Origin of the sequence: Helicobacter sp. MIT 00-7814 (genome assembly GCF_003364115.1) — a bacterium.
Lineage (GTDB): Bacteria > Campylobacterota > Campylobacteria > Campylobacterales > Helicobacteraceae > Helicobacter_F.
In genome coordinates this window covers 1-20,560 of sequence record NZ_NXLL01000019.1, presented here as the reverse complement: position 1 = coordinate 20,560, position 20,560 = coordinate 1, and the positions used below count along the sequence as shown (strand labels likewise).

Annotated in this window: 29 protein-coding genes; 2 read left to right on the top strand and 27 right to left on the bottom strand. The window is 34.4% G+C overall.

What is annotated here, in order from left to right:
- Nucleotide 1 precedes the first annotated feature (1 nt).
- The 10 genes from CQA49_RS06765 to CQA49_RS06720 form a co-directional block, all read right to left on the bottom strand.
- Complete coding sequence (locus CQA49_RS06765; RefSeq protein ID WP_258864251.1) at nt 2-808, bottom strand: Fic family protein; 807 nt, start codon at nt 806-808, stop codon at nt 2-4.
- A gap of 155 nt (nt 809-963) precedes the next feature.
- Nucleotides 964-1,566, bottom strand: a complete 603-nt coding sequence (locus tag CQA49_RS06760) for a hypothetical protein (protein WP_115575209.1) — start codon at nt 1,564-1,566, stop codon at nt 964-966.
- A complete protein-coding gene (locus CQA49_RS06755; protein WP_115575208.1) occupies nt 1,563-1,949 on the bottom strand; it encodes a YopX family protein in 387 nt (128 codons plus the stop codon). Before CQA49_RS06755 ends, CQA49_RS06760 begins: the two co-directional genes overlap by 4 nt.
- A gap of 54 nt (nt 1,950-2,003) precedes the next feature.
- Entirely contained in the window at nt 2,004-2,597 is a 594-nt protein-coding gene (locus tag CQA49_RS06750) for a hypothetical protein (RefSeq protein WP_115575207.1), read from the bottom strand.
- Nucleotides 2,598-2,619: 22 nt separating this feature from the next.
- Complete coding sequence (locus tag CQA49_RS06745) at nt 2,620-3,303, bottom strand: hypothetical protein (RefSeq protein WP_115575206.1); 684 nt, start codon at nt 3,301-3,303, stop codon at nt 2,620-2,622.
- Between the two features lie 696 nt (nt 3,304-3,999).
- Complete coding sequence (locus tag CQA49_RS06740; protein ID WP_115575205.1) at nt 4,000-4,773, bottom strand: hypothetical protein; 774 nt, start codon at nt 4,771-4,773, stop codon at nt 4,000-4,002.
- A gap of 69 nt (nt 4,774-4,842) precedes the next feature.
- Nucleotides 4,843-5,055: a hypothetical protein gene (locus CQA49_RS06735; protein ID WP_115575204.1), complete on the bottom strand. Its 213-nt coding sequence runs from the start codon at nt 5,053-5,055 to the stop codon at nt 4,843-4,845.
- Nucleotides 5,056-5,207: 152 nt separating this feature from the next.
- Nucleotides 5,208-5,612, bottom strand: a complete 405-nt coding sequence (locus CQA49_RS06730; protein ID WP_181882628.1) for a type II toxin-antitoxin system VapC family toxin — start codon at nt 5,610-5,612, stop codon at nt 5,208-5,210.
- Nucleotides 5,593-5,835 carry an antitoxin gene (locus tag CQA49_RS06725; RefSeq protein WP_115575202.1) on the bottom strand — a complete coding sequence of 81 codons (243 nt, stop codon included), beginning with the start codon at nt 5,833-5,835 and terminating at the stop codon, nt 5,593-5,595. Before CQA49_RS06725 ends, CQA49_RS06730 begins: the two co-directional genes overlap by 20 nt.
- A gap of 322 nt (nt 5,836-6,157) precedes the next feature.
- On the bottom strand, nt 6,158-6,805 hold the full coding sequence (locus CQA49_RS06720; protein ID WP_115575201.1) for a hypothetical protein: 648 nt from the start codon (nt 6,803-6,805) through the stop codon (nt 6,158-6,160).
- Nucleotides 6,806-6,987: 182 nt separating this feature from the next.
- On the opposite strand from CQA49_RS06720, the gene CQA49_RS06715 reads away from it, so the two are divergent.
- The gene (locus CQA49_RS06715; RefSeq protein WP_115575200.1) at nt 6,988-8,265 is read left to right on the top strand and encodes a ParB/RepB/Spo0J family partition protein; all 1,278 of its coding nucleotides are present in this window, start codon (nt 6,988-6,990) and stop codon (nt 8,263-8,265) included.
- 28 nt (nt 8,266-8,293) lie between these two features.
- On the opposite strand, the gene CQA49_RS06710 is transcribed toward CQA49_RS06715, so the two are convergent.
- Nucleotides 8,294-9,031, bottom strand: a complete 738-nt coding sequence (locus CQA49_RS06710; RefSeq protein WP_115575199.1) for a hypothetical protein — start codon at nt 9,029-9,031, stop codon at nt 8,294-8,296.
- A 240-nt stretch (nt 9,032-9,271) separates the two neighbouring features.
- Between CQA49_RS06710 and CQA49_RS06705 the strand changes: the two genes are divergently transcribed.
- Nucleotides 9,272-10,102, top strand: coding sequence for a hypothetical protein (locus CQA49_RS06705; protein WP_115575198.1), 831 nt, complete (start codon nt 9,272-9,274; stop codon nt 10,100-10,102).
- On the opposite strand, the gene CQA49_RS06700 is transcribed toward CQA49_RS06705, so the two are convergent.
- The 16 genes from CQA49_RS06700 to CQA49_RS06630 all read right to left on the bottom strand — a co-directional run bounded on the left by CQA49_RS06700 (nt 10,099) and on the right by CQA49_RS06630 (nt 18,960).
- Entirely contained in the window at nt 10,099-10,494 is a 396-nt protein-coding gene (locus CQA49_RS06700) for a YopX family protein (RefSeq protein ID WP_115575197.1), read from the bottom strand. The two genes, CQA49_RS06705 and CQA49_RS06700, sit on opposite strands and share 4 nt — an antisense overlap.
- A 425-nt stretch (nt 10,495-10,919) precedes the next feature.
- Nucleotides 10,920-11,195: a hypothetical protein gene (locus CQA49_RS06695; protein WP_115575196.1), complete on the bottom strand. Its 276-nt coding sequence runs from the start codon at nt 11,193-11,195 to the stop codon at nt 10,920-10,922.
- A gap of 58 nt (nt 11,196-11,253) precedes the next feature.
- Nucleotides 11,254-11,967: a hypothetical protein gene (locus tag CQA49_RS06690; protein ID WP_115575195.1), complete on the bottom strand. Its 714-nt coding sequence runs from the start codon at nt 11,965-11,967 to the stop codon at nt 11,254-11,256.
- A 1-nt stretch (nt 11,968) separates the two neighbouring features.
- Complete coding sequence (locus CQA49_RS10490) at nt 11,969-12,100, bottom strand: hypothetical protein (RefSeq protein WP_258864250.1); 132 nt, start codon at nt 12,098-12,100, stop codon at nt 11,969-11,971.
- Between the two features lie 47 nt (nt 12,101-12,147).
- Nucleotides 12,148-12,564, bottom strand: a complete 417-nt coding sequence (locus CQA49_RS06685; RefSeq protein WP_115575194.1) for a hypothetical protein — start codon at nt 12,562-12,564, stop codon at nt 12,148-12,150.
- 165 nt (nt 12,565-12,729) lie between these two features.
- A complete protein-coding gene (locus CQA49_RS06680; RefSeq protein ID WP_147288665.1) occupies nt 12,730-13,626 on the bottom strand; it encodes a hypothetical protein in 897 nt (298 codons plus the stop codon).
- A gap of 182 nt (nt 13,627-13,808) precedes the next feature.
- On the bottom strand, nt 13,809-14,357 hold the full coding sequence (locus CQA49_RS06675; protein ID WP_115575192.1) for a hypothetical protein: 549 nt from the start codon (nt 14,355-14,357) through the stop codon (nt 13,809-13,811).
- 510 nt (nt 14,358-14,867) lie between these two features.
- The gene (locus CQA49_RS06670) at nt 14,868-15,242 is read right to left on the bottom strand and encodes a hypothetical protein (protein ID WP_115575191.1); all 375 of its coding nucleotides are present in this window, start codon (nt 15,240-15,242) and stop codon (nt 14,868-14,870) included.
- A 13-nt stretch (nt 15,243-15,255) separates the two neighbouring features.
- Nucleotides 15,256-15,462, bottom strand: a complete 207-nt coding sequence (locus CQA49_RS06665) for a hypothetical protein (protein ID WP_115575190.1) — start codon at nt 15,460-15,462, stop codon at nt 15,256-15,258.
- On the bottom strand, nt 15,459-15,674 hold the full coding sequence (locus tag CQA49_RS06660; RefSeq protein ID WP_115575189.1) for a hypothetical protein: 216 nt from the start codon (nt 15,672-15,674) through the stop codon (nt 15,459-15,461). The genes CQA49_RS06665 and CQA49_RS06660 overlap by 4 nt, the downstream gene beginning before the upstream one ends.
- A 270-nt stretch (nt 15,675-15,944) precedes the next feature.
- Nucleotides 15,945-16,370 (bottom strand): YopX family protein, encoded by a 426-nt coding sequence (locus CQA49_RS06650; RefSeq protein WP_181882627.1) that lies wholly within the window; start codon nt 16,368-16,370, stop codon nt 15,945-15,947.
- Nucleotides 16,357-16,797 (bottom strand): hypothetical protein, encoded by a 441-nt coding sequence (locus CQA49_RS06645; RefSeq protein WP_115575186.1) that lies wholly within the window; start codon nt 16,795-16,797, stop codon nt 16,357-16,359. Before CQA49_RS06645 ends, CQA49_RS06650 begins: the two co-directional genes overlap by 14 nt.
- A gap of 19 nt (nt 16,798-16,816) precedes the next feature.
- Complete coding sequence (locus tag CQA49_RS06640) at nt 16,817-17,089, bottom strand: hypothetical protein (RefSeq protein ID WP_115575185.1); 273 nt, start codon at nt 17,087-17,089, stop codon at nt 16,817-16,819.
- On the bottom strand, nt 17,089-17,259 hold the full coding sequence (locus CQA49_RS10035) for a hypothetical protein (RefSeq protein WP_181882626.1): 171 nt from the start codon (nt 17,257-17,259) through the stop codon (nt 17,089-17,091). Before CQA49_RS10035 ends, CQA49_RS06640 begins: the two co-directional genes overlap by 1 nt.
- 136 nt (nt 17,260-17,395) lie before the next feature.
- Nucleotides 17,396-17,914, bottom strand: coding sequence for a thermonuclease family protein (locus CQA49_RS06635; protein ID WP_181882625.1), 519 nt, complete (start codon nt 17,912-17,914; stop codon nt 17,396-17,398).
- Nucleotides 17,915-17,934: 20 nt separating this feature from the next.
- Complete coding sequence (locus CQA49_RS06630; protein WP_181882624.1) at nt 17,935-18,960, bottom strand: hypothetical protein; 1,026 nt, start codon at nt 18,958-18,960, stop codon at nt 17,935-17,937.
- Nucleotides 18,961-20,560: the final 1,600 nt, after the last annotated feature.

The following is a 20,560-nucleotide window of genomic DNA, read 5'->3' as shown; positions in this document are numbered from 1 at the left end:
ATTAAGTGAATTTGCGAATCCTCAACAACTCTTTTGCTTGTATGTCTTGGATGAAATCTAGCATTTCTGCATCCATCGTCCCACTTCTCAAATACGCAATATATGAGGCTTTGTATTTTTTTGGAATAACAATAGGCACTAGATTATTTTCAAGACAGCTGTAAATAATTAAAAGTCTGCCTGTTCTACCATTGCCATCGCTAAATGGATGTATTCGTTCAAATGCTATATGTGCTTCAAAAATTGCTTCAAGTTTTTGACTATCATTGCTAGCACGCTCAAGCCTAAAATACAAGTTATTGCACATTTCTTTAAGTAGAGTTGGCACTAAATAAGGTTTGGCAGTATCAAATTCAGCTCCTATTATAGCATTATCTAATTTTTTAAACACACCTGCTTGCTCATGTAAATCGCGCATTATGAAAGAATGGAAAAATTTAATAAGTTCATTATCAATAGCTACTTTATTTTTCAGCTTCTCTACAAAATGGGGCAAAAGCAATTTATAGTTTCGCACCTCATAGAATTCTCTATCATTTATGGCGCGAGGAATAAAATCATTTAGAATAATAGATGCAGTCTCATCTAAACTAAGTGTATTGCCTTCAATAGCAGTGCTATGATGTGCCATTCTAACATATAAATCAAGAAAATACTCCCTATTTGTAAGTAAAGCTCCTAAGTCTATTGTATTGCCCACTGCCTTTCCTTTGTGTTTTCTGCAGGCATTATACCACCAAAATACGCCTGCATGTGAATGCTTAGAATTTTGTTTTTGCAAGATTTTCACAACAAAGATTCTAAGCAACCAAATCGCCTTACTATTGCCACACCAACCTTATCCGCTAGTGAAAAGGAAAAAAAAGGTTTAATTTTTAGAGGGGGCGCGGGGTCTCCCCGCAAGTGGAGTGGGTGTGGGGATACTTCCCCACGAAAAGAAAGGTTGTTTTAAGCAGTATTTGCTTATTTCCTTTTTTTCTTAAATTCACACACAAATTTCTCTCCTTCCTCATATTTTATTGTTCCGTCCTCGTTTTTTAATAATTTGAAAGTAGTGAGGGTTACCCCATTATCCTTTGGAGATTCTCTGAAATTGATTGAATTCCCCTTGTCGTCTTTAATTGCTGTTTCATAAATAACTTCTCCATTACAATAAAACACCATTTTGTTGGGAATTATGTTATACAAAATACGATACTCGCTAAAATACTTTGCCCTACCGATTGATGCGGTTACAAATATGAAATAGATTGCAGCCGCGCCTGCCATTATTCCTATCAAAATTTGAACAATTGTTACAAATACCTTTGCAACGGGATTTAAATCCGAATGCACTTTTTGCAGTTTTTCTCGTATTGTTCGTATTTCCCCACACTTTAAGGCTTTGATATCGCTAACCGTATTTTGCTCTGTGTTTGTAAGTTCTTTAGTTCGTTTAATGATTAGATACGCCACTGTAAATGAAATCCCAATTATTGCACAAACAATAACATCTCCCATGTCGCCAATCAGAAACAATATAGGCGCACAGAATATGAAAAACCAAATCCAAATAGAATCTTTCATTTTTCACCTCCTACAGACTCTAAAAGTTCGGGGTTTTCATGGATATTGCCAATGACTTCAAACTCTGTCGCACTAAAATGCGTTACAAAGCCCAAATCATCTTTATACTCGCCAAAGTCAAAAAGCCAAGTGCAGTTTTCATACACCACAATGCCAGCATATTCCTCGCCTTTATCCAAAACGCGCACAATATCGTTAGAATATACGCGATTGCCATTTTTATCTACTAGCCCACTCCACAGCTCTATTTCTGCACCTTCTGGCAAACCCGCATAAAGTGCGCTTAGTGCTTGCTTGCCGTAGGTAAAGCCATTGCATTTGCAGTCTTTATTTCCGCAAAGCTCCTTACTCCACACCCTAAAATCAAACTCACTTAGTTTCATTTTATTGCTCCTTTTGTTTTTATGGCAATATTATATTGGTACTTGCTTCATATATCAAATGGGGTTTGATGCCTTAAGCTCTCTATACAGCTTTAAAGCATCATCATACACTCTTTTTTCTTTTAATAGCGCAGTCAAATGCTCGGTCATATAATCATCGTAATTCACATATCTTTCGTCTTTTAGCAAATCATCAAGGCTTTTCTCTTGCAGATCGTATTTCACGCTCTCACATTCTTCTATACATTCTTTTACTATGTGTTTTGAAAGTATATGTTTTCGTGCTTTTAAGAATCTATCCTCATTCTCTTTCAAATATGCAAAAAAACTTGATACATCTGCAAATAATTTAATGTCATCTGGGTCTTCTTGGGGCTCAATGAATATATTCACAAATTTTTTTAATTCATGAAAGCGTGAGTAAATATTCTCTAAATCTCCACCGAGTGAAGCATAAAAACGCTCTAAGAGTTCATAAAACTTAAGCTCTGGCGCGTATGTGCCTAATAAACAATTAATCACAGAAGGGGAGGCAAAAGAGTATCCAACACCACTTTCTAGTAAATAGTAAATATACAATGCCTTTTCGCAAACATTATTTTCTTTAGCCTCTTTCTCTAGCAAATCTTTAAATTCTTTGTAGTTCATTTTACACTCCTTTTTTTTGGGTTTAATTTCTGCAAGCTTCATAATCTGCTTTATACCATTTGGCAAAGATTATGTTATCGATCTTGTTGTCTCCTGAGCCTACATCAAATACAACTTTAATCTCAAATGAATTGTCAAGCTCTTTTATTTCCGCTTCTTTCACACTTTTTTCTTTAAATAAGCCTTCTTTAAAACATTCGGCTTCTTGTAGGTTGTAAAAACCTGTATCTTTAACAAACTTTTTAAGTTTATCGTCATACTCGCCTGTCCTGCTAGATATTTCTTTGATTGTTTCTTTCATGCACAGGTAAGGGTTGAAGCCTAATCCCTGTATAATATTAATACACACTCCTATAAATCTTTTCAAAAATAAGCCTACACCATTGGTTAATATATCTGTAGGACGAGGATTAAAGTTATATGTCTTACTTACTACAGATTTGCTCAATTCTTCTAATAAAGAAGATGTATCTTTTTGATAACTAAAAACTCTTAATTCATCTGTTTTAAAAGCGTTTAAACAAAATACTACCATATCACACAAAGCATCAATTCTTTCTAAATCATCTTTAGCTCTTGCATACTCAGTTAGCTCCTCGAGTAAGTTACCAATTAAACCCTCTCTTTGGCTTTCCTGTGTTAAATGCCTTTCATCACGCCATTTTTTAAGCTCGTCTTGTATTTCTTGAAATTGTTCTTGTGTCATTGTAACTCCTTTACTTTTTTAAGTTCTTCATTAATCATTTTTTTGAACCTCTTATATATGAGATCTACATTCGTAGCTGAATGTATTGTATGAGCTTTACAAGGCTTTCTTAAATAAACCCAAGTAAAATTACCTGTTAATGATAAATCCCTTATATCACCATACTCGTGATACTCAATATTAAAGCTATTATGAAATAAATCAGCTACTTCCTCATAGTCATTTATATGAATATCATAGCCTTGTTGTTTTTTGTTCCTTGTATTCTTTTAAAACTCTTTCTTGTAAGTCTTTAAGTGCTGTGTCAATCTTAATTCTTAGATTTTTCATTTCATTTCCTTTAAATTTTGTGGTTTCATTGTTTTACTCCTCTTGATTTGCTTTTATGGCGGTATTATATAGGTCTTTAGTCTATGTTTCAAATGGGATTTGGCATCTTTGCGAAGAGCTAAATCTGTTATTATTGTCGGCTTATTTTAGGTATTTGTATTGTTCTTTTTAGATCTCCTCTTTTTAATTGGTCCAAACTTTTCACCATTTGAAAGATCCGATTTTTGTGCCTGTGTCAATTCTGCTTTCATTGTTTTTGTCCTATTGCATTTTGCAAGCACTATACGCTAAGAAGTGCTTATTTTCAAGTAAGCTGGTAAAAAAGGGGGAGCAAAAAGCTCCCTTTCCTTTGCTAGCCAAAGTTATCTATAGTAAAATTCCCACATAAAGCGTAGCCGCTGGGTATGTTTGCCTACTCATACGCGCATTATCGTGGTAGTGTGGTGATAGGTAGAAATTATATCCTATTTTGACTTCTATAGGATATGACTTAACGCCCAAAAATACATTCCCCTCATCAATTAGCCCGCCTTTATAGTATGAAGCACCTAAAAATAAGGCTAAATCATTTTTGAAATAATAGAGAAAGTTTAACTCCATAGGCACTGCGTAGGATATATAGGTTATATCCTTATAGTCTCTTTTTAGGTAGTTGTAGTCAAATGCCTGCCACGATACAAGATTTAAAAAATCATTTAGATTGCCACTTGTTACAGCGGCTTGTATTTGTTGTATTAATTGTGGGTCTGTAATCATTGACTGCAGTTTGGTTAGATCATCATTGCTTAAAGAAATTGGAATTCTTTGGGCATCAAATCTTGAAGTTTGCATACCTATGCCCACATAAGCACTTACGCCAAAGCTTTGTATTGGTCTATAAGTTAATCCTGCTTTTAGCATTAATGTCGTAGTGTTAGAATTTGAGTAATTCACCATATCGCTTTTAAACTTTGAAAAGTTCCCACTATAGCCAAAGCCTAGTTGCCACTCTATTTTCTTAAAAGCTTCTTTTTGCGATTCTTGTTCTTGCGTGTTGTTTTGAGCTTGAATGTCTTCTTTATGGATAGTCAGAGACTTTAGCTCGCTTTCTGCATGCAAAAAACCAAATAATGTAAGAAATGCTAAAATTATCTTAAACATAGATCCCCCTTGTAGTTTTGAGCTTGCAATTATAATCAAACTAAATAGAATTATCAAAAACCCTACAAGCTATACAGCACTTTCTTGCAGGTAGCTTTCCACCTGAGCTTCAATATCAATTTTTGTGTCAGTTTCTTTTTCGTTTAACACCATCATATTGAGTTTAAAGATACAATCCTTAATACGCAATTTTGCGATATTTGGAGTGTTGTGAGCTTCCATTTCTTTTAAAACCCGCTTTAGTTCCCTTGCAACAAAATCTACTTCCATTAAAGAAATCATGCGTTCCCCCTTTTCTTGTTTTTTTATGTAAAAAAGACAAGGGAGTATAGAAAAAACAAAAGTATTTCGCAAGTGTATAAAAAAGTAGAGGAGGAGATGACAAATTAATTATTGTTTGGTGAATTGTGTGAGAAGCGTTTTACTGCAACAAGCTATAGAATCCAATTTTCCAATTTTAGTTCAGCTATCCTTGAAAAATCTTTTTCATTATTTGTTACCAAGATTAAATCATTTGCAATAGCTACAGCCGCGATAAGCATATCCATGTTGCCTATCAGTTGTCTATTTTGTTCCTGTTTGGCTCTAATTGCGCCATAGGCTTTTGCTTCTTTTAGCCCAAAATCAAGAATGACTAAATTATTAAGCATTTTATCTAGGGCAATCTCGTTTTGTGTTTTGTATGTAGATTTTGCAACTCCAAAACAAAGCTCACTAGCCACTATAGAGCAAGTTGCAATCTCACAAATATCACATTTAGCAATTCTTTCTAGCACGCTTTTGTGGGTTTTGTTAATTGCATAAATTATTGTGTTTGTGTCAAGTAAATATTTTACCAAAATTACGCTCCTGTGGGACTTCATCATGCGGAATTTCTATTTTTTCAGCAAATTCATCTAAAGCTTCAAAAAATGCACCCCATTGATTTTTGTTTTTAATGGGATTTAAAAGTAAAGATAAGCCAATTTGCTTTATTTCAAACTCATTGATTTCTGATAAATTAATGCCTTTAGGTATGCGTATAGCCATAGAGTTACCGCTTTTAAACACTTTTGCTATCATTTTTTTTTACCCTTGTATATATTTTGATTGTAAGTATATACAAAATGTGTCAATATTGCAAATCAAAAAAGCAAATTTTAAGCTTTGAGCTTTAGAAACTTTTTGTTTTTGCGCTCATGATTATGTGGCTTTTCATAAAAAACAAAGATACATAGCTACCAAGCGAGCCTGCTATGCAAAAAAAGTGTATGGTTTGGTAAGGAGATAGAGAGAAAAAACATAAAAATTTTAGAGGGGGCGCGGGGTCTCCCCGCCAATCGATGTGGGTGTGGGGATACTTCCCCACGAAAAGAAAGGTTGTTTTGTGCTTAAAACTAAAATCTTAACAGCGTAGGAGTATAGTCGTAGCGAACTTATCACTCAAAGAAGTATATAATTCCTCACATGTCATTTGCTCGTCTTCTGCTTCTGGAATCTTTTTCATTCTTGATGCCATACCTGCCACACTACTTGTAATCGTTTCTAGCTCTTCTATCCACTCTCTTATTTTTGAGCAAACTTTCAGAAGCGAACAAAAAATTACAATTAAGAAAAATAGCACATATAAAATTTTTGTATCTATGTTGAGTATTGCTGTGAATATTATGGCGAATATCAATACAGACATGGTCAAATAAAGCTTACCACTAAGTTCTTTGAGATTAAGCATAATGACACTAATTTTTTTGTCATAGCATTTTAATGCTAGCACAAAAAGACACAGTTTTGCGATGAAGTGATAAAGACATAAACCTATTACGCAATAAACGAGGAGGGCTAATAACGCGCTGAGGTTCGGTAGAAGTTTCCCTGCCACAACAAAATAAGCAATTGTGATAGCTCCAAAATATAATGAAAGCATCAATGTTGCTTTAAGATTGATTTCTACCCATTTTAGACTTTCTTTGTTGTCGCGAATATTGCTAAACATACCCAACTCTTCTTCAACTGCTATGATTCTATCTGCCATATAATCGCCTGAAGTTGTCATCTTTCTTCTCCTTTTTTAAATCTTATTGTAGCTTCAGTTAAGAACCTTATCAAATTAATGCCCTATTTTACTTAAAGTTTCCTTTCGTAGTTCTTGTTCTAAGGAGATTTAAGGATAGTAAAATAAAAGACAAGCTAGAATCCCAACTTTACCTTTAATATTTTTAACTAAGGGCAGGCATCATGAGCGAAGAAAAGCGAACAGAGGAAGAAAAGGCACAGCAAAAAGATCTTTTTGCAAATGACCTAGATAGCAATCAAGAGCAAAATAAAATTTCTATTGAGGGTTTTGGCACTAAAGATATTGAAAATTTCAGAAAAGAACAGGAAGCCAAAGCGCAAGCGGATTTAGAGCGTCTCAATAAACTTTTTGATGAGTCAAAAGAACAAAAACTAAAAAATAAAACCGTTTTTGGCAATCCCGTAAAGCCATTGTCTAAGACAGATGAAGAAGGCATAAAAGATCCAAAGCGAGAAAATTACTCCTATGCGCACAATTACGACATATTAGAAATCGATATAGATGAGTTGATGCCAAGTATAGAACAACCAAGACTTGGTTACCCAGATAGATTTACTTTGGAGGAAGCAAAAGAATTGGCAAAAACTGATCGTGGTCTTCTTGAATTGGCTAAATCAATTGAACAACACGGAGTTTTACAACCCATATCATTTACAGAGATTAAATACAGAAAAAATGAGGAAGAGGAACCATCAATTAGAAAGATGGTCATAATGGGGCATAGAAGAATTATGGCTTCTCTATTAGCTGGTGCAACAACTATCAAAGCAATCTACCAAGTAACTCGATCAAGCAGATCAAATTTCCTCACAAAAGGTTTAATTGAAAACACACAAAGAAAAAAGCTTAATGCAATGGAAATAAGTTTGGCTGCACATGCTTTACTAAAAGAACATCACCCTGATGATGTAGCCAGAAAATTAGGAATAGATTTACCAACATTAACGCGCTATAAAAATTTAAGAAATTTAGCTCCAAGTATTAAGGATTCCATTAGAAGGGGAGAATGTGGTAATAATATTGCTATCTTGGATTTGATTTCCAAATTAGAAAATCGAAAAACACAAGCACAATTTTACAATTATTACAAAGATGGCAAGTATTCACTAAAAATGCTCACTGATATGCTTAAAAAAATTCTCAAAGGGAAAAGAAATGTAAAATATAAGTATGTTAGTAGGGTTAAGATCTCTGCAGAAGGTTCAATAAAAAAAGTATTAGTTGAAAATGAGGAAGAGTTTTTAAAGTTTATCAACCGCCAAATAAAGCGTTTTGTTAAGAAGCAATCCCCTGAGGTTTATGAGCAATATTTTGGAATGCAAGCCAAAGAAACCGAAGCAAATAAAGAAAGTGAAGACATAGAAGATATAGAAGAATATATAGATATGGAACAAGTAAATGGAGAAGGCGAAGACACAGAAGACAATACGGAGCAATAAGTCTCCGCTAAAAAGCGGAAACTTGTTTTTAAAGAGGGAATGTTAGAGGGACACTAAGTCCTATAGTATAAATTCCATCGGCATCAATCATTACTTTTTCTTTGCCACCGCTAAGATTTGTAGGCACTTCTACATTGATACCACCTGCAAAACCATAGCCAAGTTTAACCGCCATGGTGCCTGTGTAGAAAGTTACATAAAGTTCTGTTTTTGAAAATTGCGGAGAATAAGCATAGCTTAAACCTACAACTACCGAAGGATCTTCTTTTGTGCTATCAGCATATCCAACTTCAACACCAAAAGGTACATAAAATGATGTTATATCACCTGCTGTAAATCCAGCTCCTGTTAAAGCACGAAGCTCAATATTTTGGAATCTTTTAGCAATACCCACTCTTGGTCCAACTTGAAACATGCTGCTTGTCAATGAGCCACCGCTAACTTTATAGCTAAAAATATTTGCAGAAAAATCAAAGTCAGCCGCTATCCCCCAGCCACCTCTGCGCTCAATCCATCGGCGTGTATTGCCAATTTGCACATATTGTGTTTGCTCTTGCACGCGCAAAGTTTGTGCTTGCAAGTCCTCTGCGGCTTTCTGAAGTTTTTTGCCTTCATTTGCCCATTCCTCATCACTCATTTCAATAACACGACTTGAATTAGCATCCCAAGTGCTTTTATTTGTTTCTGCTTTCTGCTCGTTTTCTGCAAACAAGCCACTTACTAATGCCAACATAGCAATAAATGCTAATCCTAAATGCCTGCTCATTTTTCTCCTTTTTTAAATTTTTTAGAGTCCAGAGCAAAAGGACTCCATTAAGACAAAATGCTTTATCTTAGTGGAATCCTTCACAAACAACAATCACTATGCAAAATATGAAAAATTTTAGTATTATGTTGGGACAAAACACTATGTTTTGAGAAATGGTTATGTCAAAAAGAGTTGGAAGTATAGCAAAAATCTGCATCTTTCCAAATGCTCAAAAACGATCCTAATAAGGCTTAAAAAATGAAGTTAAAAACACCAATAACACTGCTGTGCGCATTTTTATTTACAGCTAATATGCAAGCTAGAGAGAAAGTGAATGCTTGGTTAAGCTATTCCTATGAAAATTATCGCTACGAAGAGCCTAATGTTATGCACACAAAAGGCGATATGGCTGGCTTCAATGTCGCATTTCGCTACAATTCAGACGAGCATAGACACACGCTAAAAGGTTCTTTTTATAGTGGAAACCTCACCTACTATGGAGCAGTTTGCGTAGTAGGTAACGCAAATGCCTGTCAAAATGTGGTCAATCCATCAAAAGATAAGTACTATTCAATCGAATATCTTGGACAATGGGCTTTGAGTATAGATGAAAATCCGCATGTATGGATGAATGGCGGAATCGGATACCGCTTTTTGGTAAATAAGGTTGATAATCCAAATGCTTACAAAAGAGAGCAGAGCTACATTTATGCTTTTCTTGGAGGTAGTGGCGAATACTTTGTTACAAGAGATATGATGTTTTATTTAAATCTCAATGTAAGAAAGCTCATAAGAGGGTACAATACAAGTTACATGACTGGTATAGGTTTTGATAAGGATTTAGACTTTCTTCAAAAAGATGGCTATGGAGCAGTGCTTGAAATAGGTGCCAAATATCGTTTGATCTATGTAGATTTTGGGATAGAAGGCTATGTAGATTATTGGAATCTTAAAGATTCTGATAATGTGCTTGCTACCATAAATGGTGCTTCTGTTGGGTATTATACGGAACCAAAAAAACTATACACTTGCTTTTGGCGGGAGAGTTATCATAGGATTTTGAAAATCTCCTGCCACAAAAAATTCTAGTTAGCTATCAGCAAACGCTCGGTCTCATGGATATTGCCAACAACATGCCTAGACAACATGTCGCAAAATCTCACTGTTGAGCCATCATCTTGTTCCACATTCCAATGAAAAACACTATTTATAACCACCCCCTTAATTTTTCTGCCAAACATATCTACACCAGCAATAATATCTTTGTCAAAGATCTTTATGCCATTGATGTCAAAATAACCACTCCAAAGCTCGATTTCTAAGTCTTTTGGTGTTGGCATATCTTTGCGTGCAAGAACTTTTTGGGTTTCTAAACGCCCCAACTCAAGAAAGCGACAAAAGTTTGTACTCTCACCTTTGTCAAACCAAACACTATTTTTTGTATCCCAAATCCTAAAGTCAAAATTTTTGTCCATTCGCATGCGTGTCTCCTTTGTGTGTTTTTGACGAGATAATTATATAGCTTAAGATTCGGGGTTTCAAATGAGGAAAATGGTTAAGCTTCTGCTAAGAAGCTATTGTGAGTAAGTGTGTGCTTTCTAAAGAAGCTTGCGCTTTGAGAGGTTGCGTAAGAACCTTAAGCCCAAACGCGGGAGCTTAAGGTGTTTATATCTTAGTAGGCTGACTTGACAAATACTATTAAAAGTAATATCATTGCTACTAAGATTTTTACCGAAATCTTACGCATTGCGTCCTCCTTATCTTTGATTTGGAGGAAGCCCAGCGGAGGCTACCACCTCTTTTGGGCAACCTCAAACATAATTCTACAAAAATCTTAGGAAAAATCAAGACAAGATTTAGATAGCAAAAACCGCTATTTTAGGAAGTTTTTGCTTTTAGAGCGGGGTTAGTGAGCTTTAAGATTTACACCTCCATTACGCCCTTGTCCTTGAAATATTTTTTCAATAACCCATTCACGCCATTCGTGATTACTGCGATCACAAGGCACAGAAATTTCATTACCATCTCGCAAGATCATCACGATTCCTCTTGGATGGCGTATAATTCTTTCAACCTCATTGTATGTAAAGGTTTTGTTGCAATGTGCCATATCTGTGGCATCATACATAACTGCGAACTTATCGTCAAAAAATTCAAAATTAACACCTCTATTGTTTTCCAAGCCCTCTCCTTATTCTCTTAAAAATATTTGGGATTATAGCATATTATTCTTTTCTGCCTCATATATCCAATTTTTGAATTAATGCTCTCATCTTATATTCTCGCTCTTGCTTTTGCTCTTGCTTTTGCTCTTGCTCAAACTTCTCAAACTCTTCCTTGTTCTTTAATTTTTGTGCTTTCTTTTTTGTATCATCGATAATATCATTCAGATAATCTATACATCTTTGGCTAGAATAGTCATCTCTGTTACAGATACGAAAGCCATATCTATTTAAACTATAACGCTCTTTAAATACCTCTTGTTCTGTTTCGTCCATTGAAGCTAGAATCTCATTTTTTAGTGTAGTGTTTATTTTATCAGGCAGGAATGAAAAATAAATAAATGCCACAAAAATAACAGGGATACCAACAAGTGCCATAGACTTAAAAAATCCAAAATCTGGAATTTCATCTCCAATATAATGCCCAATGCAAAAAATGTAAAGAAATGCTGGCACAATAAGAAGAAAAGAAAAAAGTGCGCTAAAAAAATTATCTACATAAGAAAGATTAGTGATTTCATTTATACACCACGAAATACCCAAATTTATAAGCACATAAATAAAGCCTATTATTACCGCATTTCTAATCTCGTTTGTCTCGGTTGTTGCTTTTATTTGATTTCTTTCTAGATTCTCTGCAAATTCTGTCCGTTCATTTGTATTCTCTATCACCCCTTTCTTGCGTGATAATTCCTTAGGCATTGCGTGTTTATAAAGTTCATGTCCTTTCATTTTAGCTCCTTGTTGCATCTATTTTTGTACTTTTTATCGTAGCGCGCTTACCAAGCCCATATTTTTTAAAGAGCTTGTTGAGTATCTTGTCTGTCTTTTTTAGTGCTTTTTTTAGCTTTTTATTTTGTTTCATTTATGTTTCCTTTGTTTATTTTTTGTGTTTCTTGCACTCGTGGAGTTTTAGAAAAAACTCGGAAACAAGAATCTGAATGCAAAAAACAGCAATAACATGGCTACAAAAAAACCAAGATAAAAAAGCGTAAAGTAATTATTTTCTACTGATGTGTTATTATCAAAACAAAAAAGTTTTTGAGGTAACAACTCGCTTATGCAGATTCCTATAAAATTCCCTATGAGAGCAAATGAGAAAAACGATACGCCACAAAAAGTCGCCCCAATCAAGAAACGATATTCCAAGCTAAATCCCGAAAATAAAGCTTCTTTTATTTCTTCTATTGCACATATTGCCAATGGTAGAATTATAAGTCCTATGCTAATGGCAAACACAAGCCCAAAAATAACACTAAAGCTGTCTCTATCTACAAAAATTCCCTTCTCGGTTCTTTTATTTTCTCCTGCAGAACTTATTTTTTTCATTTCTTATGTCTCCTTATTTTTTAGTTTTTCCAACTATTTCTCTATATTCTCCTTGTTTTCACCACCCCAAAGCTCAGGATTTTTTGTTCGCTTAGTTTTGGTAGCAGTATTATATGGGTGCTGGTGCTATATTTCAAATGGAATTGCACAAGCTGGTAACCCTCTCTACTTGGAAATGAGGGCTTTTAAAATTTCAGATCTCTCCTTGTCTCTATCCTTTAGCTCTCGTGCTTTTGTCTTTGTATTCTCAATGATTTGGTTAATATATTCTTTGCAATCCTGCCCAGAATAGTTATTTCTCTTGCATACACCAAAACCACCAGTGTCTTTGTTGTCGTATAGGTTTAGGAATACTTGCTGTTCTGTTTTGTCTAATATAGTTAAGATTTCTTGCTTTACATCAGAATCTATTTGTTCAAGCTTGCCTCCATAGGAAAAAACCGAAAAAGCAATAAAAAAACTTATCACAAAAAAAGGCGCAAGGAAAAAACTTACAACTCCAATAAAATCTAGCTTTAAAATCCCACTAAGCGTACATCCAGAAAGAATCAACACAATAGCGGTGAGTACAAACACAACGAAGAATGCGTGCATTGGTTGCAATTCTATAAATTCAGCTTCTATGGGTTTAATTTGAAGTTTAAAACTTAAATATGCTAACACAACAGGTATAAATATCCCCACAATAAATCCAACCAAAAGCACACCGCAACACTCAGATTCTGCAAATTTTTCTTCCATATTGTTACTAGCACATATCATGGTGTACAATCCGATAGGTCCGACTACAATAAGATCTATTACAAGCAGTTCAGAAAAAGCAATTGATTTAGCATTAAAAACATATAAAAGCGATCCAGATATTAAGAGCCACAAACCCAGCAAACAAAAAACATGAAATGCCATTTTTGAAGTATAGTCTTGTGGCGACTTATGCTTGTTTGCATCTAAATATCCACCCGCAAATAAGCAAAACAAGAAAAATGCGCAATAACCCAAGAAAAAGACAACAAAAAGAATAGTATAAAGCATAAGTCTTTTTATGCCTAAATATTGGTTCATCTCTAAAATAATGTATCCATACCTGCTACACAAAAAATCATCATAGATACACAAACAAACATTGTTGTAAAACAAATTACAAGAGGAGCCTTATTATTCGAAGCCTTTTTTTTTCATTTCTTATATCTCCTTAATTACTATTATTTGTGTTCCCGCTACCTAAAAAGCGGGAAGTTTTATACCTAATTAGGACGAGTTGCTCTGTTGTCTATATTGCTAAATATGCTAAAATAGCCCAAAATAATAGATACAATTGTGGTTGCAAGCAAGACACAAAAGATTGCTACTGTTTCCAAATTGACAATTTGTGTTTCCAAAAGTTCAGGTAGAAAGCTTTTTGAGATGTATAAAATTGTTGAAAACATCAAAAAAGCCGACACCAATGTACCAAATGCTCGAAGTCCAACTTTTGCTGATTCTGCGCTATTTATTGCATATTTCGTATCTGTATGCGTAATATAGTCCAAAAATGGCTTATATTTGCTTGCGTAGAATCCTATATATGCACCTACAGAGAACAACAACATAAAAGGTATCAGGTAAAAGGAGAGTACAATGGCACTTTCCTGCGGTTTTTCTGTATTTAAATGTTGCTTTGCTAACGACAATAGGCTGTCTAAAACTCCTATTTTTTCTGCCACCATACTTAAAATTATCGTAGTGATCACAGCAAACACAACACCAAAGACAGCACCAAGGTCATTTCTACTTTTAAAAATTGCTTTTTTCATATTTTTAACTCCTTTTTATTTTTAAATCCACGCATATATAACGCAAATGCTTATTTGCCCTTCATTTGTGAATGGGTAAAAGTTCAAATAATGAGTGTTATATGGTGGCAATGTCAAAGCATGTTTAAATACCATTTAAGCATTTAATGCTCGTATTTATTCCAAACTCAAGCTTCTGCATTTCTCAAAGAAGCACTCGTATTCCTCTAGTTTTGTCAATTTGCTTTATGTGTTATTGCGAAAAACAAATCATTGTGCTACCTCCTTTTGGTTTTTATGGTGGTATTTTATGAGAGTTTATGTTGCATTTCAAATGGGATTTATTTCGCAGAATTGCTTCATTTTGGTAGAATTTTTTAACTTTTTAAGCAGAAAAAACACCAAAAAAGTTTCCCAAAAGCTTCTCAAAAGATGTCAAGCACTCTCAAACACAGCAAGTTATTGAATATATTCCTAAAGGCTTCTTAAAATACACCCAAAGGAAACTCAAAAGCTTCTCAAAAAGCAACATTACTTCTCAAATTCGCATACAATTTCTTCAAGCTCTATGTTGTCTGGCGTGCTACCTTCTTTTATTATGGTAAAGGCTACGCTATCTTTGGTTTCCCTTGGATTGGTGCGGTAATTCCACGAATTATCTATTTTGGCAACAATTTTTCCATTGCAATAAATTGCTGTTTCATTGGGAAATACATTTTTTAATACAAAATATCTACTATGTTCTGCCACAAAAATTGATACAGCCAAATATACAATATAACCAGCGGCGAGAAACACAAAGGCTTTAGCAATCATTGAAATTAAATTGCAAACAGGCTTTAAATTTAAATAAGCTTTTTGCAGTCTTTCAAGTATTCTCTCTTTTATTTCTTTCAACTTTTTCATTGTTCGCTCCTTTTTATTGGTATAGCATTGGAAAATGCGCCATAATGACATCTGAGTTTCTGTAAAGATAAAAACCAGCAATTGCAATAAGTCCGTAGAAAACAAGTTTTACCGAACTTTGGACAATAAACTTGAGTAAATATATACCCACAGCGATGAATATTGGCAGATAGATTCCAGCATTTGCAGATAAAACAGCAAGAATTTGATCTGTATTCACGAGTTGCTTTCCTCGCAAAGTTCATGAGAGAGTATCTCTAAATCCTCATCATCATAGTATTCTGCTATCCTTTTGCACAATGCGATAATCTTTTGAATACGCCCGATTTCAGACTTACCTACTTCCTCTATAATTTCTTGCAAACTCGCACCTCTTGTTATCTCTAGCTTATTCAGGCAAGTGAGTGCATTTTGGTATCGTCTATCATTCATTCTCGTGCCTTATTGTTGTGATTTTGTCTCTTGTGTAGATACTTGTATTTAAGGTTCTTAGCAAACTCTAGGAAGTGTGCAATAAAAACAAATATCCCAAGAATCAAAAAGCTGGGGATTATAAGAAAACACACAACTATTGTGGACAAAGCCCATTGTTTAAATGTGCCAATAGGTTCTTTATCATACATTTATGCCCCCTTTCAGTATGATTTTACGACAGCCCAGATTTGTATCGCGAGAAGTATCACATAGCTATTTTTAGGCTTTTCAAATGACTTTAGAATCAACACTTTCATTTTGGAATACCTCTTCATTGGTTTTTTGCAAGTCCGTTTTTCTCTCTAGCAAATCTTTGTTTTCGTGGATATTGCCCATTACCTTGCACTCAAAATTTAAGCATAGATGTGCCACATTGATATTTGGTGGAATATGGAAAGTGCCAAATATATTCTGAAGCACAGTTGTCATAAGGTATCTATCATCATTCTTGCTAATAAGCCTAAGAATATCGCCTACATAGATTTTTACTCCATTGTCATCGTAGTAGCCAGTCCATTGTTCGATTTCAAGCTCAAGATTTGAACACTGGATTTTATTTTCTGCAACAAAACCTTTTGAATTATCCCAATAAAACCTCACATATTTTTGGGCTTTATTATCCCATACCCTAAGATCAAATTCATTTAGCTTCATCATGATCCTTTGTTTGGTTGTCAAGTAATTTTGTTACTTCTCTATGGATATTTCTTGCGCAAAAATACCCATAATTCCAATTAAGATTGTCTTCATTTTTCACATTAAAAGATAAGCCCAAATTTGTTCCTAGCAAACAACCATCATCAACATAGCCTACATTGTCTTCATAAGAGGGCAATAGGCTTTCTAGTGTTTCAAGTGTGGTTAATGGATTCATAAGCCTATCGCCAAGCACAATGTTAATTTTTTCGTATAAGGTATTGGCTTTAACATCTTTTAGCTTTTCATCTAAAATAGCTCTTTCTTCGTGCGAAATTTTCACATAAATAAGCAAGTAGCGATAAGGAAGTCCTGTATCAGCTTCGCATAAAAAACACTCTCTTCCTTCTATCTCATACATTTTTCCATTGGTTGTGTTAATCATAAAGTTTCCTTTCTAAAGTTTAAAATGGTATTTCTACTTTTTCTTCCACCCAGTTACCGCTTGGTGTTGGTCTTAGGATTTTTCCTTCTTCATAGAAATACACCCTTACAATATCTTTCGCCTCAATACTTCCACTCCAGCTTCTGCCATAGTAAAATACGGTAGCATGCACCCTACCTTGATTGATTTCAACTAAAGCTTCATATTCATAAATTTGCGTATTGCCTAGCTCTTTGTCAATCAAGCCAATCAAGCCAACTCTACCTCTTGTTCTAAGCTTGGCTTTTCTCATTAAAGAAGTCCTGCGATATTCTCATAGATTGTTCCTACTTCAAAAAACATGTGCGTAGAACAATCGCTCTTTATTGTGTCGACAAAAATATTGTAAAAACACACACAAGATATTACGCCAACAAGAAGGCTTAAGGTTAAGGCAAACACATATTCAAGGTAGTTTTTCATTCTTTTTTCCTTTACACTAAGATTCTTAAAACACAGAACACAACAAAAATCCAAAACAAAATTTTCAAAAAAATGCGTATCCTCTTTTTAGATGGCGGGATTCTTTGGGTTAAAAGCTTTTTTAAAAATTCTTTACTCAATATGCCTCCTTGCCTTTTTGTTGCCTTTTTTTGTTCTCTTTTCTATATTCCTGCGGATACACTGGGTTTTTTTCACTCCATAATCCCCTAGAATCAAGTCTTGCGCTTATTTCTTCGCGTATGTAATCAGTGCTAAATTCCTTGTATGCCCAAGCAAAGCCATCAACAACCTGTTTTTTATTGGCATCTACACCATTGCAATACACGACACCCACCAAACGCCCATATCTATCTTTTGATTTTACAGACACATTAGCTATGCTCTCAAGCGGACATGTAGCCAAAAGATTTTCTTGTGATTGTTTGCCAAAGCTTTGGTCAGATTCTGGCGCATCAATTCCATAGAGCCTAATGCGTGTCTTTTTAGAATCTCCAATATCTAGTGTGATAGTATCGCCATCATAGACTTTTATAATCTTGCCCTGTATATTTTCTGTGCTATTGATATTTAGCCCAAGTGAAGCTGAAATAATCGCCACAAACCCTACGATTGCTAAAATATTTTTCCTGCCCATTGTCTTTCTCCTTAATATTTTCATAGCTCAATCCCATCAAACAAAGAATTGCTCTGGTAGTGTTCTACTTTGGTTCTTTTGGCTTTTTCATTCTTTCGAGAAGCATCAGAAAGAGCCTTTAATTCTTTATCTCTTTCTGAGCCAGTAACTTCTGCCTCAAGTATCAAAACTTTTCTCTCATTGCCTTTGTAACAGAATGTAAAATCTTTTTCATTAAGCTCTATGCCGATAGCATCTAAAAATCTTTTGTTTTCTAGAATCTCGTTTTTGATTCTACGCCATTTCTGATCTTGTTTCTCTCTGTCAATTTTGTAGCCAATACGCTCAAGCATTGTTTCTAGTTTTACAGCCATATCATCATGAGTAACACTAGAGCGTATAATAGCTTTAACAACAGCACTTTTGCAAGCGATAATATCAGGAAGGATCTCTTTATGACAAACTACCATTTCTGTTCGATAAAGGGCTATATAGCTTGGATCAAACTCAATATGGCAAAAACTCCCATCTTCGGAATGCGCCACTTTGTGTAAAATATTAAAATCAACGCTAAAGCCATCAACTTCAATCTCTATGGTTGTATCTCGTATTTGCTTTAGCATTTCAAGGAGCCATACACCATTACTGCCAGAATTTAACTCTTCACTATTTTCGTTGTAATATCTTAATACTTCTCTAGCAGAAAATGAAGCGCAAATAGTCATTTTATCCACCATATAAGAGAGTTTAGCGCAAGCTAAGACACTATCGAGTATGTCTCTATGAAGCTGAGTTAGCAAACACCTTCCCCTCACAAATCCCTTTCCCCATTTGGTGTCCATTTTTCTTATGTTTCTGCCTTTTTTAAATTCCTTAACCAAATCAGAAGTTGGGCTTGCTTTAAGAATCGGAGCAAAAATAGGCACTCTACATTCTAAGAGTGTTGGCGCAACCTTTGAGATTTTACTTGCAATATGTTTTAGGCATTCATTCTTTGTGTTATTATTTATGCTTAACTCATCAATGATTTCACTTAAAATAGTTTGTTGCTTTACAATTTGTTTCAAATGTTGCTCCAAAGGTATGATTTTGAATATAAAATACTTAACATTTCCCCTAAAATTATCGTGCTTTTTTTGAGGGGTGCAAAAAAAATCGCTGTAACTCCCTAGCATAGGTTGAAAGATAGCCCTTGTTTGAAACACTTCATTTTCAAAAAGTGCAAAATAAGGGACAGCAAATATCCTCTGTAGTCCCCTAAGGTAGGCAAATATTGCAAAAAAATTGTAATATTACAATTTTTGCGTATTTTAGGGCTTTTCAGGGGTTTAGCTAGGATTACAAATTTTATCACAAGGGTGAAATATCCTAAATCTAAAAAACGCTGTAAGTTTAGTAAAAAAGCAAAGCCTTGTCAAATGGTTTTCTAAAAAATCATTAGGAATTTTGCTAAGATACTTTTACCATTTTTTCAAGCTTCTTTTAGGCTAAAAATTAATTTTTTCAATCTTATCGGTACCTTTTAGGCTATGACTCCCTAAAATTGAATTTTAAGCCCTTATACGAATGCAAATGAAAAATAGCTTTTTTCCATTCCTGAAACTTTGTTCTTTTTGCCATTAAAAAGAGGAGAGGCTACCATTGGCTTGGCATTTTTACCATCTCCCTATCTTTTTAACCAAAAGCAACCAGCCAGCACCTATCCTCGCCAAGAGAGCAGAACAAATAAGCTCCTTCTTTACCAGCCCACCTCTTAGTGCAAAACACAAAAATACTTCGGGAGATTTTTTAAGACATATTTTGCACGAATGAGATCCTGCATTTTGCTTTCTGAAAATTTTGCCTTTATCTATAATTTATCTATAATCTAATGGAATTATGAATTAAATAATCTATAAAATATCTATAAATTAAAAAACATTATATATAGCCCTCAATTTCTAAAAAAATAGCAAAAAAGGTGCATTAAATAATGACCAAAAGTGCATTAAATAATGATTGCCTGCATTAAATAATGACCAAAAGTGCATTAAATAATGATAAAGCTCGTGTGCATCGTTGTTTGAAGCGAACCTTGAAACGCCCTGCTGTGTTCGTTCCATCATATTGGGGCGTTTCAGCGTTTTTTATTGAAAAAAATCAATGCAGAAGCCTTAAATGCGTTGATTGAGACATCTAAAGACACTTAAAATAAAAAAATGATGAGTTAGCACAGTGTGGAAATAAAAGCTCTTAAAGGGGTGCATTAAATAATGACCAAGCCCATAACACAGGTGCTTGTAGCGACTGCATTTTGGAGCAAAAAATTGAATTTTGAAAGATTTGGCTATTTTGGAAAAATTTAAAAATCCTCTGAAGTAACGCATGTAGCGATATTTTTTGGCATTTTGCAATTTTTAGATTTTTTGTTTTATGTGAGGTGCATTAAATAATGACCAAAACTCGAGTAAATACGCACAGAGCTTGTTTGTAGAGATTTATTATTTTTTGTGTATTTTTGAGAATATTTTAGACAAAAATAGCTTTTTTCTTTGGAAAAGAATCTTGAAAATTTGTATTTTGAATCTTTATTTACTTTCCCAAACTATAATAACCCCATAATTTTATTTTCATTTCATCATTTGATGATTTGCACGGTCTCACAAATATTTCTTTTTGAGAACCCTA

Excerpts from the sequence above, each read along its gene's own strand:
- CQA49_RS06760 (WP_115575209.1), bottom strand. The coding sequence starts at position 1,566 with ATGAAAGATTCTATTTGGATTTGGTTTTTCATATTCTGTGCGCCTATA.
- CQA49_RS06755 (WP_115575208.1), bottom strand. The coding sequence starts at position 1,949 with ATGAAACTAAGTGAGTTTGATTTTAGGGTGTGGAGTAAGGAGCTTTGC.
- CQA49_RS06750 (WP_115575207.1), bottom strand. The coding sequence starts at position 2,597 with ATGAACTACAAAGAATTTAAAGATTTGCTAGAGAAAGAGGCTAAAGAA.
- CQA49_RS06745 (WP_115575206.1), bottom strand. The coding sequence starts at position 3,303 with ATGACACAAGAACAATTTCAAGAAATACAAGACGAGCTTAAAAAATGG.
- CQA49_RS06740 (WP_115575205.1), bottom strand. The coding sequence starts at position 4,773 with ATGTTTAAGATAATTTTAGCATTTCTTACATTATTTGGTTTTTTGCAT.
- CQA49_RS06735 (WP_115575204.1), bottom strand. The coding sequence starts at position 5,055 with ATGATTTCTTTAATGGAAGTAGATTTTGTTGCAAGGGAACTAAAGCGG.
- CQA49_RS06725 (WP_115575202.1), bottom strand. The coding sequence starts at position 5,835 with ATGATAGCAAAAGTGTTTAAAAGCGGTAACTCTATGGCTATACGCATA.
- CQA49_RS06720 (WP_115575201.1), bottom strand. The coding sequence starts at position 6,805 with ATGACAACTTCAGGCGATTATATGGCAGATAGAATCATAGCAGTTGAA.
- CQA49_RS06715 (WP_115575200.1), top strand. The coding sequence starts at position 6,988 with ATGAGCGAAGAAAAGCGAACAGAGGAAGAAAAGGCACAGCAAAAAGAT.
- CQA49_RS06710 (WP_115575199.1), bottom strand. The coding sequence starts at position 9,031 with ATGAGCAGGCATTTAGGATTAGCATTTATTGCTATGTTGGCATTAGTA.
- CQA49_RS06705 (WP_115575198.1), top strand. The coding sequence starts at position 9,272 with ATGAAGTTAAAAACACCAATAACACTGCTGTGCGCATTTTTATTTACA.
- CQA49_RS06700 (WP_115575197.1), bottom strand. The coding sequence starts at position 10,494 with ATGCGAATGGACAAAAATTTTGACTTTAGGATTTGGGATACAAAAAAT.
- CQA49_RS06690 (WP_115575195.1), bottom strand. The coding sequence starts at position 11,967 with ATGAAAGGACATGAACTTTATAAACACGCAATGCCTAAGGAATTATCA.
- CQA49_RS10490 (WP_258864250.1), bottom strand. The coding sequence starts at position 12,100 with ATGAAACAAAATAAAAAGCTAAAAAAAGCACTAAAAAAGACAGACAAG.
- CQA49_RS06685 (WP_115575194.1), bottom strand. The coding sequence starts at position 12,564 with ATGAAAAAAATAAGTTCTGCAGGAGAAAATAAAAGAACCGAGAAGGGA.
- CQA49_RS06680 (WP_147288665.1), bottom strand. The coding sequence starts at position 13,626 with ATGAACCAATATTTAGGCATAAAAAGACTTATGCTTTATACTATTCTT.
- CQA49_RS06675 (WP_115575192.1), bottom strand. The coding sequence starts at position 14,357 with ATGAAAAAAGCAATTTTTAAAAGTAGAAATGACCTTGGTGCTGTCTTT.
- CQA49_RS06670 (WP_115575191.1), bottom strand. The coding sequence starts at position 15,242 with ATGAAAAAGTTGAAAGAAATAAAAGAGAGAATACTTGAAAGACTGCAA.
- CQA49_RS06660 (WP_115575189.1), bottom strand. The coding sequence starts at position 15,674 with ATGAATGATAGACGATACCAAAATGCACTCACTTGCCTGAATAAGCTA.
- CQA49_RS06650 (WP_181882627.1), bottom strand. The coding sequence starts at position 16,370 with ATGAAGCTAAATGAATTTGATCTTAGGGTATGGGATAATAAAGCCCAA.
- CQA49_RS06645 (WP_115575186.1), bottom strand. The coding sequence starts at position 16,797 with ATGATTAACACAACCAATGGAAAAATGTATGAGATAGAAGGAAGAGAG.
- CQA49_RS06640 (WP_115575185.1), bottom strand. The coding sequence starts at position 17,089 with ATGAGAAAAGCCAAGCTTAGAACAAGAGGTAGAGTTGGCTTGATTGGC.
- CQA49_RS10035 (WP_181882626.1), bottom strand. The coding sequence starts at position 17,259 with ATGAAAAACTACCTTGAATATGTGTTTGCCTTAACCTTAAGCCTTCTT.
- CQA49_RS06635 (WP_181882625.1), bottom strand. The coding sequence starts at position 17,914 with ATGGGCAGGAAAAATATTTTAGCAATCGTAGGGTTTGTGGCGATTATT.